Annotated in this window: 17 protein-coding genes and 2 tRNA genes; 6 read left to right on the top strand and 13 right to left on the bottom strand. The window is 42.3% G+C overall.

Annotated features, from left to right (window positions below; genetic code table 11):
• Position 1 precedes the first annotated feature (1 nt).
• Entirely contained in the window at positions 2 to 526 is a 525-nt protein-coding gene (locus VR862_RS09435) for a class I SAM-dependent methyltransferase (protein ID WP_324720713.1), read from the top strand.
• Between the two features lie 112 nt (positions 527 to 638).
• Positions 639 to 1,487: a glycosyltransferase family 2 protein gene (locus VR862_RS09440; protein WP_324720714.1), complete on the top strand. Its 849-nt coding sequence runs from the start codon at positions 639 to 641 to the stop codon at positions 1,485 to 1,487.
• Here the strand turns inward: VR862_RS09440 and pafA are convergent, their stop codons facing one another.
• Positions 1,488 to 3,152 carry an alkaline phosphatase PafA gene (gene pafA / locus VR862_RS09445; RefSeq protein ID WP_324720715.1) on the bottom strand — a complete coding sequence of 555 codons (1,665 nt, stop codon included), beginning with the start codon at positions 3,150 to 3,152 and terminating at the stop codon, positions 1,488 to 1,490.
• 112 nt (positions 3,153 to 3,264) lie between these two features.
• Between pafA and VR862_RS09450 the strand changes: the two genes are divergently transcribed.
• Both VR862_RS09450 and VR862_RS09455 read left to right on the top strand, forming a co-directional pair.
• Positions 3,265 to 4,002, top strand: a complete 738-nt coding sequence (locus VR862_RS09450; RefSeq protein WP_324720716.1) for an MlaE family ABC transporter permease — start codon at positions 3,265 to 3,267, stop codon at positions 4,000 to 4,002.
• Positions 4,002 to 4,769, top strand: a complete 768-nt coding sequence (locus tag VR862_RS09455; protein WP_324720717.1) for an ABC transporter ATP-binding protein — start codon at positions 4,002 to 4,004, stop codon at positions 4,767 to 4,769. Before VR862_RS09450 ends, VR862_RS09455 begins: the two co-directional genes overlap by 1 nt.
• On the opposite strand, the gene VR862_RS09460 is transcribed toward VR862_RS09455, so the two are convergent.
• The 9 genes from VR862_RS09460 to porV form a co-directional block, all read right to left on the bottom strand.
• Complete coding sequence (locus VR862_RS09460; protein ID WP_324720718.1) at positions 4,766 to 6,190, bottom strand: DUF389 domain-containing protein; 1,425 nt, start codon at positions 6,188 to 6,190, stop codon at positions 4,766 to 4,768. The genes VR862_RS09455 and VR862_RS09460 overlap by 4 nt on opposite strands.
• A 3-nt stretch (positions 6,191 to 6,193) precedes the next feature.
• Positions 6,194 to 7,276, bottom strand: a complete 1,083-nt coding sequence (locus VR862_RS09465) for a mannose-1-phosphate guanylyltransferase (RefSeq protein ID WP_324720720.1) — start codon at positions 7,274 to 7,276, stop codon at positions 6,194 to 6,196.
• A gap of 1 nt (position 7,277) precedes the next feature.
• Complete coding sequence (locus tag VR862_RS09470; RefSeq protein WP_324720721.1) at positions 7,278 to 7,883, bottom strand: SprT-like domain-containing protein; 606 nt, start codon at positions 7,881 to 7,883, stop codon at positions 7,278 to 7,280.
• Between the two features lie 5 nt (positions 7,884 to 7,888).
• Positions 7,889 to 8,569: an SDR family NAD(P)-dependent oxidoreductase gene (locus tag VR862_RS09475; protein WP_324720722.1), complete on the bottom strand. Its 681-nt coding sequence runs from the start codon at positions 8,567 to 8,569 to the stop codon at positions 7,889 to 7,891.
• On the bottom strand, positions 8,566 to 9,561 hold the full coding sequence (locus VR862_RS09480; protein WP_324720723.1) for a M28 family peptidase: 996 nt from the start codon (positions 9,559 to 9,561) through the stop codon (positions 8,566 to 8,568). Before VR862_RS09480 ends, VR862_RS09475 begins: the two co-directional genes overlap by 4 nt.
• A 62-nt stretch (positions 9,562 to 9,623) precedes the next feature.
• Positions 9,624 to 11,267: a pyruvate dehydrogenase complex dihydrolipoamide acetyltransferase gene (locus VR862_RS09485; RefSeq protein ID WP_324720724.1), complete on the bottom strand. Its 1,644-nt coding sequence runs from the start codon at positions 11,265 to 11,267 to the stop codon at positions 9,624 to 9,626.
• A 6-nt stretch (positions 11,268 to 11,273) separates the two neighbouring features.
• On the bottom strand, positions 11,274 to 12,272 hold the full coding sequence (pdhA, locus tag VR862_RS09490) for a pyruvate dehydrogenase (acetyl-transferring) E1 component subunit alpha (protein WP_324720725.1): 999 nt from the start codon (positions 12,270 to 12,272) through the stop codon (positions 11,274 to 11,276).
• Between the two features lie 108 nt (positions 12,273 to 12,380).
• Positions 12,381 to 12,863 (bottom strand): cytidine deaminase, encoded by a 483-nt coding sequence (gene cdd / locus VR862_RS09495; protein ID WP_324720726.1) that lies wholly within the window; start codon positions 12,861 to 12,863, stop codon positions 12,381 to 12,383.
• 111 nt (positions 12,864 to 12,974) lie between these two features.
• Entirely contained in the window at positions 12,975 to 14,126 is a 1,152-nt protein-coding gene (porV, locus tag VR862_RS09500) for a type IX secretion system outer membrane channel protein PorV (protein ID WP_324720727.1), read from the bottom strand.
• Positions 14,127 to 14,559: 433 nt separating this feature from the next.
• Here porV and gldJ point away from each other — a divergent pair, with 433 nt between their 5' ends.
• Together gldJ and VR862_RS09510 are read left to right on the top strand one after the other, a co-directional pair.
• Positions 14,560 to 16,242, top strand: a complete 1,683-nt coding sequence (gldJ, locus tag VR862_RS09505) for a gliding motility lipoprotein GldJ (protein ID WP_324720729.1) — start codon at positions 14,560 to 14,562, stop codon at positions 16,240 to 16,242.
• Between the two features lie 63 nt (positions 16,243 to 16,305).
• Positions 16,306 to 17,586 carry a UDP-N-acetylmuramoyl-tripeptide--D-alanyl-D-alanine ligase gene (locus VR862_RS09510; RefSeq protein ID WP_324720731.1) on the top strand — a complete coding sequence of 427 codons (1,281 nt, stop codon included), beginning with the start codon at positions 16,306 to 16,308 and terminating at the stop codon, positions 17,584 to 17,586.
• Between the two features lie 122 nt (positions 17,587 to 17,708).
• Here the strand turns inward: VR862_RS09510 and VR862_RS09515 are convergent.
• The 3 genes from VR862_RS09515 to VR862_RS09525 all read right to left on the bottom strand — a co-directional run bounded on the left by VR862_RS09515 (position 17,709) and on the right by VR862_RS09525 (position 19,223).
• Positions 17,709 to 17,783, bottom strand: a tRNA-Val gene (locus VR862_RS09515).
• A gap of 41 nt (positions 17,784 to 17,824) precedes the next feature.
• Positions 17,825 to 17,899, bottom strand: a tRNA-Val gene (locus tag VR862_RS09520).
• 106 nt (positions 17,900 to 18,005) lie between these two features.
• Positions 18,006 to 19,223, bottom strand: a complete 1,218-nt coding sequence (locus tag VR862_RS09525; protein ID WP_324720732.1) for a bifunctional folylpolyglutamate synthase/dihydrofolate synthase — start codon at positions 19,221 to 19,223, stop codon at positions 18,006 to 18,008.
• Positions 19,224 to 19,225: the final 2 nt, after the last annotated feature.

Raw genomic sequence — 19,225 nt, forward strand, 5'->3', positions numbered from 1 at the left:
AATGTACGAAAAGACTTTTCCGAACAAACGCTATAAGGAAACCATCCAGTTCTTAGAAAAAGTTGCTCCTGCCCCGGCCAGTATTCTGGATCTGGGGGTAGACAACCCTTTTTCGAAGATTATGCGTGAACATAATTACAATGTCACGAATACCCGGGGGGAAGATCTTGACCTGAATACCGAAAGCGTTAAAAATTCTTCCGCAGAAATTGTCACCGCCTTTGAAATTTTTGAACACCTTTTGGCTCCGTTCAATGTCCTTCGGGATATTAAAGCGAGTAAACTCGTGACCAGCGTACCCCTAAGACTTTGGTTCTCTCCTGCCTATCGGAGTAAAACAGATCAATGGGACCGGCATTACCACGAATTTGAAGATTGGCAATTCGATTGGCTGCTGGAAAAATCAGGTTGGAAAATAAAGGAGCGCCACAAATGGACGAACCCGGTGAACAAGATCGGAATACGACCACTGCTGCGAACCTTTACTCCGCGTTATTATGCTGTTTATGCCGAAAGGAAAGGATAACCAAAAATGTCATTTTTGACACCTGTTTTTCCCACCGCCTAATTTTCGGCACTAAATTCTTTCCACCAATACCTGCTCAAAAGTTGTAATTTAGCTGAAAGTTTCTGCTGAATTGAAATTCTACATCATCATTCCCGCGCACAATGAAGCTGAATTTATTGGACGCACCTTGGCATCCCTTTCAGAACAAAGCCTGAAAGCAAATAAAATTCTAGTGGTAAATGACCAATCCTCAGATGAAACTGCCCAGATTGTCAAAGGCTTTGCCGAAAGGTTCCCTTACATTTGTCTTTTTACCATCTCCTCTTCCGAAGCACATTTACCGGGAAGTAAAGTAGTGAATGCTTTTAATCAGGGCCTTTCTCAGCTGGACGATAACTACGACGTCATTTGTAAATTTGATGCCGATCTTATCTTCCCCAAGAATTATTTAAGAACCATAGCGAGCCATTTTACAGAAGATCCAAAAATTGGAATGGCAGGTGGGTTCTGTCATATAAGAAAAGATGGTTCCTGGAAACTGGAGAGTCTCACAAATAAAGATCACATTCGCGGCGCTCTAAAAGCATACCGCAAAGCCTGCTTTGAGGAGATTGGAGGATTAAAGGCCTCCATGGGCTGGGATACGGTAGATGAACTCCTGGCGCAGTATCACGGCTGGACCATAAAGACAGATCCTACCTTAGCAGTTAAGCACCTTCGGCCTACCGGTTTTACTTATAACAAAGCAGCTAAATGGAAACAGGGAGAAGCTTTTTATAAGCTGCGCTACGGTTGGTTTATTACAGCTATAGCTTCAGTAAAACTGGCTTTAAAGAAAGGAGATCCAAAACTGGCTCTCGATTATCTTCAAGGCTTCAGAAAAGCAAAAGCCTCAAAAATGCCATTTTTGGTAGGTAAAAAAGAAGGAGCCTTCATTAGAAGGCTCCGCTATAAAAAAATGCTGTCAAAAATTTTTTAGCTAATCTTTCATAACTATGTATAGTGGTCTGCCGGTTGCCCCATTTGGAAAGGGAATCCCGAGCAAAGCCGAAATAGTTGGTGCTATATCCACAATCTCCGTTCGTTCGAGGCTACTTCCGGCTTTAATTCCTTTTCCGTAGAAGATCAAAGGTGCGTGGGTATCATAGTTATTTCCGGAACCATGAGTCGAACCTGTTCTGGAATAGGAGATCACCGAAGGTTCCAAAATCACAACAACGTCTCCGCTTCTCTTCTGGTTGAATCCATTATCTACAGCCGAGGCAATTTTTTCAGTATAATTTGCAGATTGCAGTTGCTCCCTGGTAAAAACCCTGTTGATCCTCTCGTACTGTAAGAGAAAATGTGCAATTTCCTGCTGAATTTCTTCAGAAGAAACTTCCATTTTCAATACCTCATCGTAATTAAGGAAGATCTGGTTGTTGGAGATGTTCTCTACGAGGTTCTCATTGGCAAATTTTCCGCTAAGGAAAGCATTGAGTTCCTTCTTTAAATCATCCCAATCAAAATAGCCGGAAGGAATCCTTACTGACTCCAAATAAGCAGGTACGTGTACCCCTCCGTGATCGGAAGTAAGGAAGAGGGTGTAATTCCCTGCACCCACTTTTTGATCAAGGGCTTTAAGAAGTCTCGCCAGATCCCGATCTAATCGCAGATAGGTATCCTGAATTTCTTTTGAATTTACTCCAAAATTATGACCTACATAATCTGTCGAAGAATAGCTCACGGTAAGGAAATCTGTAATATCATCCTTTCCCAGCTGCTCGCCGTCAAGTGCAGCAATGGCAAAATCTGTAGTAAGGCTGTTACCGTATGGCGTAACTTTCACGATATCATAGCCCCCGTTTCCATCTTTTAAAGTTCGGAGATCATATGGAAAACCCGTGTCTTCCTTACCCGAAAATCCACCTTCAAAAAGATTGATATCCACTCCACTTTCTACATAGCTGTTAATATCTGCAAGTGTAGTCCAGGGCTTAAGGTAAGAATCTACCTTACCTGAGGCGTTGAACTTCTGAACCCATTGAGGAAGCTCCTGAGTGTAAAATGAACTGGTGATCCATTTGCCTTCATCCCTTCCGTGAAACCAGTACGCTGCATTGGCTGTATGACCTGCCGGTAGTACTGCTCCCCTGTCTTTTAGCGCAATACCAATAGTTTTCCCTCTCATTTGAGTATGCAGGCGGTTCTCATCGGCAACCGTGGTAGTGATCAAACGGTGTGGAGACATCTTTCCGGCATCATCCATAGTGCCTACAGGTTCTACCGACTTGTCTTCCACACAATATACATACTCCTCATCAAATTTATCATACCAGTTATTCCCAATGATACCGTGAGTTCCCGGTGCTGCTCCTGAAAATACGGAAGCATGTCCCGGACCGGTGTAGGTGGGAATGTAATTGAAGTGATTGTTGCGAAGATTAAAGCCTTTAGAAACTAACTTTTTAAAGCCATCTTCTCCATAATGATTCCAAAATCTGGTGATGTAATCATAACGCATTTGATCTACCACCACACCAACTACAAGTTTTGGGTTTGCGTTCAGGTCTTTTTCTAGATCAAATGGTCTTGGATTGGTATGCTGGGCGTATAGATTTGTAATAAAGAGAGTAAAAAATAGAAGGGGGATAAAATGTCTCATTGGGGTAAATTTTATGCTGCAAAAATACAAAGTTCTATGGGTTTAAAGATTAAGTTAAGCTTAAATACATTCCTTTAAAAAATTAGTATTTTAGCCGCAACAAAAGCTTAAAATGAGGTACCTGCAGTCTATTGGGGAATATTTTTTGATGTTAAAGGGCGTGTTTGGCAGAATGACGAAAAGGTCTGTTCTAACCAACTTGATCTTCAAAGAAATAGACGATCTCATCATTGGATCCCTTGGAATTGTAGCTTTTATATCCTTTTTTATTGGAGGGGTTGTAGCCATCCAAACTGCTCTTAACCTCAATAATCCTCTTATCCCAAGAACGCTTATCGCTTTTGCAGCGCGGCAATCGGTCATCCTGGAATTTGCACCCACATTCATTTCGATAATCATGGCAGGTAAGGTGGGATCGTACATTACCTCCAGTATAGGAAGTATGAGGGTGACTCAACAAATAGATGCGCTTGAAGTAATGGGTATTAACTCTCTTAATTACCTGGTCTTCCCAAAGATCATTGCAATGCTTACTTATCCATTTGTGATCGCCATCTCCATGTTCCTGGGGATTCTCGGAGCTTATACAGCCGGAGTTTTAGGCGGATTTGTGGCTTCTGAAGATTTTATTACCGGCTTACAGGAAGACTTTATAGGATTTCACCTGGTATATGCATTTATTAAGACCTTTTTATTCGCAATGATCCTGGCAACCATTCCATCTTATCATGGCTATTATATGAAAGGGGGAGCTCTTGAAGTGGGACAGGCCAGTACAACTTCCTTTGTCTGGACAAGTGTGGTCATAATCATTGCTAATTATATCGTAACCCAATTACTCCTAAGCTAATGATAGAAGTACAGGATATTAAGAAGAGTTTTGAAGGAGAGGAGATCCTGAAGGGTATTACAACGACCTTTCCGAAAGGGCAAACCAATCTCATCATTGGCCAGTCCGGAGCCGGGAAAACGGTTTTTCTGAAATGTCTGCTCGGACTTTTCAGGCCAGACTCAGGTAAGATCCTTTACGATGGAGACCCTTATTCTTCTTTTTCAGATGAAGAACAACGGGAACTTAGGCAGCAAATGGGAATGGTATTTCAGGGAGGTGCACTTTTTGACTCCATGACCGTGGAAGAGAATGTTATGTTTCCCCTACGTATGTTCACCCGGCAAAGAAGGTCTACTATGCTAAAGAGGGTGAGAGAAGTTCTGGACCGGGTTAATTTAGCCGAAGCCCAGCATAAAAAATTTCCTGTAGAAATAAGTGGTGGAATGCAGAAGAGGGTTTCAATTGCCCGGGCAATAGTTAACCAGCCGAAGTATTTGTTCTGTGATGAGCCAAACTCCGGCCTCGATCCTCAAACCGCAACAGTAATTGACAATCTTATCCTCGAGATCACCCGGGAGAATGATATAACTACAGTCATCAATACTCACGATATGAATTCGGTGCTTGAGATTGGAGAAAAGATCGTCTTCCTCAAAGGCGGAAAGCTGGAATGGGAAGGTGACAAAAATGTCATTTTCAAGACCGATAATGAATCTGTAACAGAGTTTGTCTATTCATCCGATCTTTTCAGAAAAGTGCGGGAGGCCCAACAGCAAGGTCTTTAATTCAAAGTTCTTACAGTAAGCGTATCAAGTGCCAATCGCACCTGCAGCCATTGTTCCAGTTTATTTCTACCAGCTCTTTTTTCAGCTGCACTCAAATCTGATGACCACCTTACATTAAAAGTCGGAATGGTATCGATCTTTGAGAAATTGGTTACAATATTATTCGCGTAGCTCATTTCCTCAATTCCAGAATAGTTGATCTTGGCCTCTTTGGAAACAGTGGCAAAGGGAATTCCTGCACTTCGGTATTTCAGCAGCTCCTGTTCCAACAGCTGAATTCTTGCATCTTTGTCTTCTACCAGTTGCTGATTCCGAACATAGAGATCTTCCAATATACCTGCTCTTACTTCAGTGGAAAGTCGGCTCGCTAGTTCCGAACTTTGGTCGGAGCCCTGATGCACTTCCAGCACCACGTCTTCAAAATTGGGAACTTCTTTTATCTGCTGCACCCATTGATCTATCTGTTCTCTGGGAACCGTGCGTCCTATAAGGTAGATCTCAATGATCTTTGTCTTGTAATTTTGATCAAACTTTACAACCTCTGCCCCGGGATAATCAATTACCTGATTCACAAATTCCTTTGTTTTGCTCACAAATACCTGCTCCCTTAAAAGGTTTACAAAAAGCACAATACTGGGGATCATTACCAGGACCGCGATTAGGGAAGCTAACCGCGCAGTATTGCGACGGTGTTTACTATTGGCATATTTCACGAGAGGAAAACGCAGAAGCTTTGCTACCAGGAAGGTCGAAAGGGCTATAAACACAGAATTTATGGAGAACAAGTACAATGCTCCACCTGCATATTGCCACTGGGCAGTTGCCAATCCATATCCTACGGTACAAAGTGGTGGCATAAGGGCCGTAGCTATAGCTACCCCCATAATTACACTTGCTATTGCTCCTCTTTTGGTCTTGGCAACAATTAAAGCCATTCCACCAAAGATGGCAACCAGCACATCAAGAATGGTAGGATAAGTCCTGGCAACAAGTTCCGGAGTTTCTTCTTTAATTGGAGAAATTAAAAAATACAGATAGGCGGTGAGGACACTTAAGACTACCATAACCCCCAGATTGACGAGACTTCGCTTAAGAGTGTCTATGTCGTTAATAGCAACCGAAAAACCAATACCCACAATTGGACCCATAAGTGGAGAAATTAACATGGCACCAATTACTACTGCGGTACTACTAACGTTAAGACCAATAGAGGCTACAAAAATTGAAAATACCAGGATCCACGCATTGTGACCTTTAAAGGAAATATCCCGCTTTACGGTTTCCAGGGTTGTCTCCCTATCTGTGTCTTCATGAATATCAAGAAGTTCCCGGAGAAATTCTTTTATACTTCTAAGAACGGTCTTGCCCTTGTTTCCTTCTCCTGAAGGGATTGCGGCGCTACTACCTGAATTGTTTTCCATTCACTAACCCAAATTTTCACCAAATTTTTTCTGAACTCTTTCCCGAATTCCTTTTATATCCTGTTCCTTAGACTTGGGAACTATGAGAAGGATCTCGTTCTCATCCACAATAACATGATCTTTGATCCCTTCTATAACAACAACTCTATTCCTGTCTGAAGTCACCAGGTTACCCGTAGCATTTTCTGCAAAAAGACGGGCATTCAAGGCTACGTTCTCCTCTTCATCCTTCGGACTTTCATTGTACAGGCTACCCCATGTTCCAAGGTCATTCCAGTCAAAGGAAGCAGGTATAACATATACCGTTCCCTGTTCTTTTTCAAGAATACCATAATCAATGGAAAGGTTTTCGGCTGTCGGGTAATTTTCCCTGATGAATTCCTTTTCTGCGGAAGTATTGTATCCGGCTTCTCCCTTAGAAAACAGCTGAAACATTAATTTCAGGTTTTTCTGAAACGAACGAACAATGAAATCCACATTCCAAATGAAAATACCCGAATTCCAGAGGTAATTCCCGTTGTCAAAAAATTCTTTTGCTACTGCATAAGTAGGTTTCTCTGTAAAAGTTTCTACCGGCTTGACCTTTTCTTCAGTATGTGCATCAAACTTGATATAACCGTAACCCGTGTTCGGGAACGTTGGTTTGATACCAAGAGTAATTATCCTGTCTTTATTTCGGGCAGCTTCAAAGGCGGCTTCAACGTCATTTGAAAAGGCTTTTTCATCTTCTATCCAATGATCACTGGGTGCCATGATCATGACCCCGTTCCTGTTCTTTTTTCTGATCTTTAGCGCAGCAAGTAGAACAGCAGGGGCCGTATTTCTCATAACCGGCTCAAGTACAATTTGTTCTTCAGTCAGTTGCGGTAGTTGCTCCCTTACGAGCTTATCATAGCTTTGATTCGTAAGTACAAAGATGTTTTGTGGGGGAACAAGTGCAGTCAATCTTCTAAAAGTAGTTTGAATAAGTGTTTCCCCCCTACCCAAAAGATCGCGGAATTGTTTTGGTTTTGCAGCAGTGCTAACCGGCCAGAACCTTGATCCTACGCCACCTGCCATTAAAACTGCAAAATTATTCCGGTTCATATCAATTAGCTGCTTTTAATAATTCCACCTCCGCATTGGGTTGGAATAAATATATTCTTCCTGTTTTGACCTCCACACATTCGTATCGTTTAATTCGCCGCTCACCCTTTTTAAAGACCTTACCGTTATAAATTCTGAAGATGCCTCCATGCGGGATCTCAAAAATGTAATTCTTATCGTTCTCTTCATCAAACTGCTTTAACGCTACAGAAAGATGAGCATCTGTATCACTGCTGGCTTTGGGATTCCTGAAATGCCTTGCTATGAAAGGAAGTAATTGACCTGGAAAAATTTCGGGCCTAATAAAAGGAAGCATTAATTGCTGAAAAGTCTTCTTCCATTCCTCTCCATGAGGTCTTATTTGTCTTCCAAATTTTTCAAAAGCTATTAGATGAGCGATTTCGTGAACCAAAGTGATCAAAAAACGATACTTATTGAGATTTGCATTGACCGTAATTTGATGAACCCCTCCCGGCAAATGACGATAATCTCCGTGCCTGGTCTTTCTCTCGTTCACGATCTTGAGGTGAATATTGTTGACCTGGATCAAACCAAAAACAGGCTCAACTGCATGAGTAGGGATATATTTCTCAAGAATGTGCTTCATAAATCTTAGGGGGTGCTACTGGAAACCTGCAGTAACTTTCCATTATAAAATTTGTTTCCGGTAAGGGAAAAATCAGCTATATAATCGGCCATTTCCTTAGGCTGCAGGGGAGCTTTATATCCGGGAAAAGCTTCTTCCAGCATTTCTGTTTGAACCGCACCTAAAGCCAGTACATTAAAGGCAGGTCCTGTTTCTTTATATTCTTCAGCTAATAGCTCGGCCAGTGTAATTACTGCACCTTTACTGGAACTATAAGCCGAAAGCCCAGGGAATTTCATATTTCCCTGTACTCCGCCCATACTGCTTACCGTCACTACATGTCCGTTTCGGTCCATGAATGGAAGCAATTTCCTGGTAAGGGCTGCAACCCCGAAGACGTTTATCTTATATATCTGTTCAAATTCTTCAGAAGTGATTTCTTCAAAGGGTTTATTAATTATTGCTCCTGCATTATGAATGAGGATATCAACCCCTTTCCAATTCTCACGAATAAAGTTAGATGCCTCTTCCAAGTGAGCTTCATTGGTAATATCAAAGCTAAGCGTCTTCACATTCTCTAAACCCAGATCTCTTACAGGCTGGTCATTCCTTGACAGGGCCAGGACATGATGACCTGCACCGGCAAGTATCTTCACCAGTTCAAGCCCTATTCCCCTGCTGGTTCCTGTGATCGCGATCTTTTTCATAGACTTTCTTTTAGCTTTATTTCCTTTTGTGAGGTATTGGCCATAGCCGCTAAGCCCGGAATGACAGCTTCGATCAGGTTCTCCATGTGTTTGGGATCCATTCTTTCGAACTCATCATCTACGTGGTGATAATATGGATAATTGCTAAAATCGAAAGTAGAGATCGTTTGTGCCGGCACTTTGAACTCCTGATAAAAAGGATAATTATCACTTCTCTGGAACAAGCTGTATTCTTTAGCCTGAGGAAGGAAGCCCAGGATCTTCTCTCCCGAATATTCATTGAACTTTTCAGCTAGATTAGACATGTCATAACCGGTTATATATGCCTTGAAATCACGTTCCTTCATGGGAACACCTATCATTTCAATATTGAACATGGTGTACAGATCAAGGTTTTCAGCTTTTAGTCTTTTTGCCAATTCCTTTGCGCCAACAAGCCCCATTTCTTCTGCTGAAAAAAGTGTGAAAAGCATACTCCTCCTGGGAGGGTTATCAGCAAAGAACTTTGCCAATTCCAAAACAGCTGTGGTCCCCGACGCATTGTCATTTGCGCCGTTGGCAAGACTATCACCTTCGACTGCTTTTGCCCTGCCGACATGATCGTAATGAGCACCCACTATAATGTATTGATCTTTTAGTTTCGGGTCTGTCCCCTCAACCAATCCGATGAGGTTGTAGCCTGTTACACCTTTTACATCAAAAGAATCTCTATAGGTCTCAAAAAAAGGTTTTAGCTCATGTGTTTGAAAATACTGTTCAATGTACTGCGCAGCCAGCTCAATTCCGTCTGTTCCGGTAGCTCTGCCCTGAAGTTCATCTGAAGAAAGATATTTTAAAGTCGCTGCAACTTCCTCCCCTAAAATGGCCTTTTCAACGGTCTCCTCATTTGTGGGCGCTGCAGCTACTTCTACAGCCGCTTCTCTTGATTGCCCGCAACTCATTAACAGCAAAAGACTGAGGGCGGCAACACCTGTAATGGAAAATTTTCTCATGTGGCTAAAGATAAAAAAATCCCGCTAAAAGCGGGATTCTAATGATATAAGTCAAGATGCCTTTATGCGAGCATCGTTACCGGGTTTTCGATATAGGTCTTAAGGGTTTCCAGGAACTGTGCACCTGTTGCTCCGTCGACTGTTCTGTGATCACATGCAAGGGTAAGCTTCATGGTATTTCCAACAACGATCTGCCCATTTCTCACTACCGGTTTTTCAACTATAGCCCCAACAGAAAGTATGGCAGAGTTTGGCTGATTAATAATACTGGTAAACTCAGTAATTCCAAACATTCCCAGGTTGGAGACAGTAAAGGTACTGCCTTCCATTTCCTGTGGTTGAAGTTTCTTGTTACGGGCTTTACCGGCAAGTTCTTTCACACTTCCTCCAATTTGGGTCAGCGACATTTGATCCGCGAACCTTAGTACAGGCACCACAAGTCCTTCTTCCACAGCTACAGCAACACCCATGTGAATGTGCCTGGCAATCTTAGTGGTATCTCCTGTCCATTGAGAATTCACCTTTGGATGCTTTCTCAAGGCCATTGCCGAAGCTTTGATCACCAGATCATTGAAGGAAACCTTTACGTCGGGAAGCTCATTGATCTGCTTACGGTTCGCCATGGCGTTGGCCATATCGACTTCTACCGTAAGGTAGTAATGAGGCGCACTGTATTTTGATTCTCCAAGTCTCTTCGCAATAGTCTTGCGCATTTGAGAGTTCTTGATCTCCTCAAAACTCTCTTCCCCCACAGGAGTGTACACCTGTACCGGCGAAGGCTGTGCCTGTTGTTGAGGTTGGGCTGCAGCGGGTTTAGCTTCCTCAGCTTTTGCTGAAGGTTTGTAGTTCTCAATGTCTTTTTTGACAATACGATTATTTTCTCCGGAACCTTTAACATCGTTAAGATCGATTCCAAGATCATCTGCCATCTTCTTTGCAAGCGGGGAAGCAAAGATCCTTCCTCCGTCTGAAGATGAAGTTGATGCAGCTTCTGAAGTCTTTGAAGACTCTTCGGCTTTTTCTTCTTTCTTCTCTTCTCCTTTTTGGGAAGCAGCAGGCTTCGAAGCTCCGCCTCCTTTAATTATTGAAGAAACATCGGTTCCTTTTGGTCCAATGATAGCAAGAACTGCATCTACAGGTGCAGTCTCTCCTTCCTGAATCCCAATATGCAACAAAGTACCCGAATAAAAAGATTCAAATTCCATGGTAGCCTTGTCGGTTTCGATTTCAGCAAGAATATCACCTTCCTCTACCTCATCGCCTTCTTTCTTGATCCAGGAAGCAACAGTTCCTTCTTCCATCGTGTCGCTTAGACGCGGCATTCTCACCACTTCTACGTCTTCAGGAATATCAGCTCCTTCAGAAGAAGCTTCTTTTTCAGAAGGTTCCTCAGATTCTGAAGACTCCTCTTTTTCTGAACTAGCGCTGGCATCACCGGCACCATCCAAAAGTGAGGAAATATCTTCCCCTTCTTCTCCTACAATAGCCAGGAGGGCATCAACCGGTGCAGTTTCGCCTTCTTCTATTCCAATATGCAATAAAGTTCCTTCATAGAAAGACTCAAACTCCATCGTTGCCTTATCTGTCTCGATCTCGGCCAGGATATCTCCTTCTTCTATTTTGTCGCCTTTTTGCTTAAGCCACTTTGCGACAACACCTTCTTCCATGGTGTCGCTAAGACGTGGCATTTTAATTACTTCTGCCATAACCTATTATAATTTATGGGGTAAAAACGGATAATCCTCTTGCTCATACACTACATCGTACATGGTCTGGATCTCAGGGAAATCAGATTCTTCAGCGAATTTCTCACATTCACTAACAAGATCTTTAACTCTCTTATCGATCTCCTTGATCTCTTTATCTGTAGCGTATTTTTTCTCTTTGATGATATCTTTTACCTGGGTAATAGGATCGATCTTTTGATATTCGGCCACCTCTTCTTTTGTACGATACTGCTGGGCATCACTCATGGAGTGACCGCGGTAGCGGTATGTCTTCAACTCAAGAAAAGTTGGTCCTTCCCCTTTACGCGCTCTTTTGATCGCTTCGTCAAGAGCTTCGGCAACCTTTTCGGGGTTCATTGCATCTACTGGACCACATGGCATATCATATCCAAGACCAAGCTTCCAGATCTCGGTACTTTTTGAAGTACGGGCCACAGATGTTCCCATAGCATACCCGTTATTCTCAACACAGAAGACCACAGGTAGATTCCATTTTACAGCCATGGTAAAGGTCTCATGGAGAGATCCCTGTCTTGCTGCACCATCCCCAAGGAAGGTTAGCGTCACGGCATCTCTCTTAAAGTACTTATCTGCAAAGGCAAGACCGGCACCAAGAGGAATTTGCCCTCCTACGATCCCGTGACCACCATAGAATCTGTGTTCCTTAGAAAAGATGTGCATAGAACCACCCATTCCCTGAGAAGTTCCGGTTTTCTTTCCGTACAATTCAGCCATAACTTTTCTTGGGTCAACACCCATACCAATTGGCTGGACGTGATTTCTATAGGCTGTGATCATTTTATCCTTTGAAAGGTCCATCACATGCAAAGCACCGGCAAGAATAGCTTCCTGACCGTTATACAGGTGTAAAAAACCTCGCACTTTCTGCTGAATGTAAACCTGGGCAAGTTTATCCTCAAACTTCCGCCAAAACAGCATGTCCTCGTACCACTTAAGGTAAGTGGCTTTTGTAATTTTCTTCATTTAACTACTTATTTTTAAGGCTAAGCGATGCTTGCGCCAAGCGAAACACAAAAATAGTATTTTCAAAATGAACAAAAAACAGTTTCTCTTTGAAAAAGCGCGAAAACGTTATAGATAGCTATTGTCAAAGATAAGAGGCAATAGATCTGAAATAGAATTCGCCTTGACCACCTTACCTTTTTCACCCATAAAAAAAACTCCAATTGGCTGATCCTGTTTTACTTCATATTCAGCAATTGCCTGTCGGCATGAACCGCAGGGAGGAGTAGGCACTTCCACTTTGTGATTTTCAGACCTCGCTGTCAAAGCCATTTTCAGGATCTTGCTTTCAGGATATTTGGCACCCGCATAGAAAATTGCTGTCCTTTCTGCACAAAGACCGGCGGGATAAGAAGCGTTTTCCTGATTGCTTCCGGTTACCACTTCCCCATTTTCAAGGAGAATAGCCGCACCAACCCTGAATTGGGAATATGGAGAATAAGATTTTTCCCGGGCTTCTACTGCCTGGGTCATCAAACCCTGTACATCCTGAGGTAATTCAGTTTCATCATTATACACCTCAAGATCTGCACTTATAGTTATTTTCTTCATGTTTGATATTTCTCTAGATAAAAGCTCCCGAAACTAAAAAGTTCGGGAGTCAGTAACATCTCGTTTTGAGCTGCAAAGTTAATTAATAATCAATGAAATTTATCGATCCTATTAGTACTGATAGTATTGTCTCCCAAAGTTAAAGGTAAGGCCAAAGCGGAGAGTTCCTTCAAGCGGACTAATAACATCGGAAGTCGAGAAAAGGTAAGACAGATCAATATCTACAACTGTATGGCGGAATCCGGCTCCAAAAGAGATAAAATCACGTGATCCTTTTTCAGGACTCTCGTGGAAATACCCGGTTCTTAAAGAAAACACCTCATCATAGACATACTCGGCTCCAAGAGCATAGGTCACTTCCTTCAGCTCTTCACTAAAACCATCAGGCGCATCACCAAAAGAGGTGAAGATACCTTCAATGGCGCCAATCGAGTTATATTCTTGAATATCTTCTTTGTCACCGTATTGACCGTTATTGTTAAAATCCTGCATAGTAGGCACAAGAAGTTTATTAAACTCTAAATAAGCTCCTATTGTATTCATGTTGTCAAGAATAAAATCAAAACCAGTACCTAATTTTAGATTAGTCGGAATGAAATTCTCCTGCCCTCCTGCATCGTATTTAATTTTTGGGCCTATGTTAGAAATATTTAGTCCCGCTCTCCAGCGACCGTCAAAACTGGTGTAATTAATTCTTTCACTCTGGTAGAAGGCTGCCACATCAACACCAAAGGTGCTTGCGGCAGAGGCATCTGGATCCAAGTCTTGAATTTTTAAATCAGATCGTAAAAATCTTCCAGCCACAGCCATAGAAAAATGGTCACTCAATTTAAGAGCATAAGAAAGATCGAGGGTGAATTCATTTGGACTGAGAATTCGCTCTAATTCATCGGGAAAATCTCTGGCCTCTATGTTTCCCATACTGAAATATTTTAAACTGGCACCAAAAGCACTTCGTTCACTTATGCGGTTATAATAAGTAAGGTTGCCAAGAAAAATGTCATTGACCAGTTCACTTAAATAGGGGGTATAGTTCACACCAAATCCTTGCTGACTCTCCACAAAAACATATTTAGCTGGATTCCACTGTTGTGAATATGCATCGGCAGAAGTTGCGACCCCTTGATCTCCCAAACCGGCAGCACGTGCGTCGGCGGCGATCATTAAAGTAGAAGCAGCTGTAGTAATTACTCGATCCTGAGCAAAAGATTTTCCACTGAACAGCAAAATCACCGCAAAGGTGAAAAATGATAAATTTCTCATAGGTCACAATAAATAATTAACAAATATACCCGAAATGCATTAAATTGTAGTACAATCCCTGAATTTCTCCTTTTTATCTTAACATAACGTTCAATTTAACAGAAGCTTATCTATTAAAATTATCTTTCCTACAATTCTAGTAAATTTTATAATACTTTTAAGTTTTTTACATCCCGTTAGTGTCCAGAACAGGAGAATTAGCCGGTTCAAATAAATCAAATATGTTACTAAAAAACCACTACTTTTGCCCGGTGAAGCTCTGGAAGGTTTTAACACAGCTAAATTATCAGCTATAAAATAATTCCTTCCGGGCGCCGTTATCATAAAGATTTACAGGAGACTACAAGATTTCGTTTCAGTTGAAATAATCTTGGTAGTTTTGCGTTAATTACTATATTGCAAAGCCATAATTGCTATAAAAGATATTGTGAATATGAGAAATAAGGTTGCTGTAAAAGCTCTTTTTGCCGTCGTTCTGAGCGCCGGCCTTTTTAGCTGTAACAACTCAAGGGATTACAAAAATAACTCCCGCGCCACCGGCTGGGATATCAATTCCAAGGAAGGTGGTTTTAATTATAATGCCGATTACGATGAGCAGGAGGCAGGACCGGGATTGGTTTTCGTAGAAGGAGGTACCTTTACAATGGGCCGTGTACAGGATGATGTGATGCACGATTGGAACAACACTCCCACCCAGCAACACGTTCAGTCTTTTTACATGGACGAGACCGAAGTTACTAATTTAATGTACCTGGAATACCTGGATTACCTTAAACGGGTATATCCTCCAAGTGAAGAAAGATATAGAAACATTTATCAGGGAGCTTTACCAGATACCCTTGTATGGAGAAACAGGTTGGGTTATAATGAAACCATGACCAACAACTACCTGCGCCACCCCGCCTATGCAAACTACCCGGTAGTTGGCGTAAGCTGGATCCAGGCAGTTGAATTTAGTAAGTGGAGAACAGACAGGGTGAATGAGCTTCGTCTCGAAAAAGAAGGATTCACTGCTGAAGGGGCACGTTTTGCTGCTGAACCCGGGCAGGGTTTTAGCACCGAAACCTATCTTAATGCACCAAGTCAGGTATATGGAGGTGATGAAGAGCTTTTGAGAGGCGGCAAAAATGCTGATCGTTTTGAAGTTGCAGGAAATGCTGATGACGGAACAGATGCTAAAAACCTATACGTACAGCGCAAGCACGGAGTACTGCTACCTGAATACCGTCTTCCTACTGAAGCAGAATGGGAATATGCAGCTCTTGCACTAGTAGGGATAAGAAATTATAACGTTTACCGCGGAAGAAAAAAATATCCATGGGATAGCCAGTACACCCGTAGTGGTGATGCCAGAAGAAGAGGTGACCAAATGGCCAACTTTAAGCAAGGTGACGGGGATTATGGCGGAATCGCAGGATGGAGCGACGACGGCGCCGATATTACTGCCGAAGTGAAATCATACGAGCCTAACGATTTTGGTCTTTACGACATGGCCGGAAACGTAGCTGAGTGGGTTGCCGATGTCTACCGCCCAATTGTGGATGACGAATTTAACGACTTCAACTACTATAGAGGTAATGTTTATACCAAACATGCGATCACTGAAGATGGAACCGTGAAGGTCCTTGGAGTAGACGAGATCGAATATGACACCTTGAGTAACGGAAGAATTGTAGCAAGAAACCTTCCGGGGGAGATAAAAACCGTTCCAATTACACCTGAAGACACTTATCTTAGAACGAACTTCAATGAAAGTGATCAAAGGAACTTTAGAGACGGTGACAGAACATCAACCCGTTACTATGACACCTTTGGTGATGAAAATGAAGCAGATCCAAGCAAGAGAATGTACAATTCCCCTGTACACACAGCAACTGTAGACAGCCTTGGAGGCCAAAGCCTCGAATACGATAAATCGACAGGACGTACCACTTTAGTTGATGACAACGTAAGAGTATACAAAGGTGGTTCATGGAGAGATCGCGCTTACTGGTTGGATCCTGCACAAAGGAGATTCTTCCCTCAGGATATGGCGACCGATTACATCGGATTTAGAAATGCAATGTCCAGAGTGGGATCAAAATCTTTGAATAAAAACAAAACAGCAAAGAATTAATTTTCTCTAAATATTAAGAAGAAGCCCTAATTACATTAGGGCTTTTTTTATAGCTTTATTTTTATGAAAATACTACAGCTCCACCAGTTATTCCTGGAAACTTCCGGCGTTAGTACCGACACCAGGAAGATCCTACCCGGCAGTATGTTCTTTGCCTTAAAGGGTGATAATTTTAATGCCAATGAATTTGCCGCGGAAGCAATTGAGAAGGGAGCGGCCTATGCGGTCATTGATGAAGATCTTTCCGAAGAGAATGATAAGTTTATTCGGGTGGAGAATGTGCTCAAAGCCCTACAGCAGTTGGCTGCACATCACAGGGAATATTTAAAGACACCAATCCTTGCCCTCACCGGCAGTAATGGGAAAACTACTACCAAGGAGCTGTTCAATGCCGTTTTGTCAAAGAAGTTGAGGACAGTGGCTACGGTAGGAAATCTTAATAACCATATTGGCGTTCCGCTTACCCTACTTTCCATGAACAAGGAGACTGAATTTGGAATTGTAGAAATGGGAGCCAATCATCAAAAAGAGATAGCATTCCTCTGCAATATCGCTTCACCAGATTACGGATATATCACCAATTTTGGCAAGGCTCACCTGGAAGGCTTTGGAGGTGTAGAAGGTGTTATAAAAGGTAAAAAGGAGCTTTATGATCACCTGAAAAGGCATCAAAAAATGCTCTTTTTAAATACCGATGATCCACTCCAGGCCCAGGAACAAGATTACGGGCAAACCTTCAGCTTCGGCTCATCTCCCAGGGCAGACCTGCAGCTTCATTATTACAGGGAAGACTCCTATGCCGGACTTGAGGTTGAAGGAAATAAGATCTGTGGACAATTAACCGGGGATTACAATGGCACAAACATGGCCGCTGCCTATGCGGTAGGAAAATACTTTAAAGTCCCTGCCGACGATATCATTGCCGCTCTTAAGGAGTATTCCCCGAAGAACAACAGGTCACAAATCATATTGAAGGATAACAGAAGGATCATCCTGGATGCCTACAACGCGAATCCCTCCAGTATGGCTGCAGCTTTAGAAAACCTCAAAAGCATGGAAGGAGCACCAAAAATTGCGATTTTAGGGGATATGTTCGAATTGGGATCCAGTGCTGCAGAAGAACATGAGCACTTACTGGAACAGTATAAAAAGTCAAATGTAGATAAGATCTATGCCATTGGCACTAACTTCTTTCAAACCAATATTTCCTTTGAGAGGATGAAAAAATTCAAAAGTTTTGAGGATTTCAGAAGTTGGTTTCAGCCTTCTGAATTCAATGCCGGCACAATTCTTATCAAAGGTTCCCGCGGAATGGCGCTGGAAAGGGTGATGGAACTTTTATAATTCCGGATTCAAGGTTCAAGATTCAAAATTGAAGCAAAAAAAACCTCACAGGTTTTGAAAACCTGTGAGGTTTATAGATTTCTTTTGGAATTTGTTTATTGGTAATTATAAATTCCCACTTGTGGGTGATACTGGGTTCGAACCAGTGACCCCTACCTTGTCGAGGTAGTGCTCTGAACCAGCTGAGCTAATCACCCTTTAATCAAAAAAGGCCTCCAAGAGGAAGCCTTTGATTTTGTGGGCAATGAGGGATTCGAACCCCCGACCCCCTCGGTGTAAACGAGGTGCTCTGAACCAACTGAGCTAATTGCCCTAAAATGTTTATGAACTTCCGCATCCTTTGCGACTATATCTCTTTCTGAATGCGGATGCAAATATAGACCACAATTTCAATTCTGCAAAGAATAATTTCAAAAAAATCAAATTATTTCTGCAACCGTAAAAGTACTGCCACCCACATAGATCACATCCTTAGTCGAAGCCTGCAATAACGCAGCTTCATAAGCTTCAGGGACTGAATTGTATACCTCCCCAAAAAGACCATTTTCAATTGCCTTCTTTTGCAGTTCGACAGCATCAAGCCCCCGGGGAACATTGGGTCTGGAAAAATAATATTTTGCTCTTTTCGGGAAAAGCGGGAGCACGGCATTAAGATCTTTGTCGTTGACTACGCCGACCACTATGTGCAATTCTTCCGCTTCTTCCTCCTCCAGTTGTTTCATGGCATAGACCAGTCCTTCTTTATTGTGTGCAGTGTCGCATATCACCCTGGGGCTTTCCTGCAACACTTCCCACCTGCCTCGCAATCCCGTGTTAAAAATGACATTTTTGAAGCCCTTTTCTATCGCTTCCTTGGAGATTTGCCAACCCTTTTGCTTCAGCACTTCCAGAGCCATAGAAACAGTTCGAACATTCTTTTGCTGATAGTGTCCTTTAAGATCTGAATTGTACAACCTGCCCCTGTATTCTTCAGCTAAATGAAATGGTGCCTGGTTGGCTTCAGCCAATTTTTTAAATACTGGAAAAGTTTCCTCCTGGTATTCGCCAATCACAACAGGAGTATTTGGCTTTATAATTCCGCCTTTTTCAGCAGCTATTTGCGGTAAAGTATTTCCGAGGATGGCGACGTGATCAAACCCTATATTTGTAATGACAGAAACTTCGGGAGAGATGATGTTGGTAGAATCCAATCTTCCACCAAGCCCGACCTCAATTACAGCTATATCCACTTTTTCTTCGGAAAAATATTCAAAAGCCATTCCTACCGTCATTTCAAAGAAAGAAAGACTCTCCTGCTCAAAAAAGACTTTATTAGTCTCTATAAAATCTATCACAGCAGCCTCTGCGATCATTTTCCCATTGATTTTGATACGCTCCCGAAAATCCTTCAAATGTGGGGAAGTGTATAATCCAACTTTATAACCCGCCTCCTGTAAAATGGAAGCCAGCATATGCGACACAGAACCTTTCCCGTTTGTGCCGGCGACATGAATAGTCTTAAAATTTTGGTGCGGATCCTGAAGCCGGCTGATCAATTTTTTGATATTGGAAAGGTCCACCTTATAGGCTTTGCTTCCCACCTGTTGATACATAGGCAACTGCTGAAACATCCATTCAACAGTTTCTGTATAGGTCATCA

The sequence above is a fragment of the Salinimicrobium aquimaris genome (assembly GCF_035607535.1).
Classification (GTDB): Bacteria; Bacteroidota; Bacteroidia; order Flavobacteriales; family Flavobacteriaceae; genus Salinimicrobium.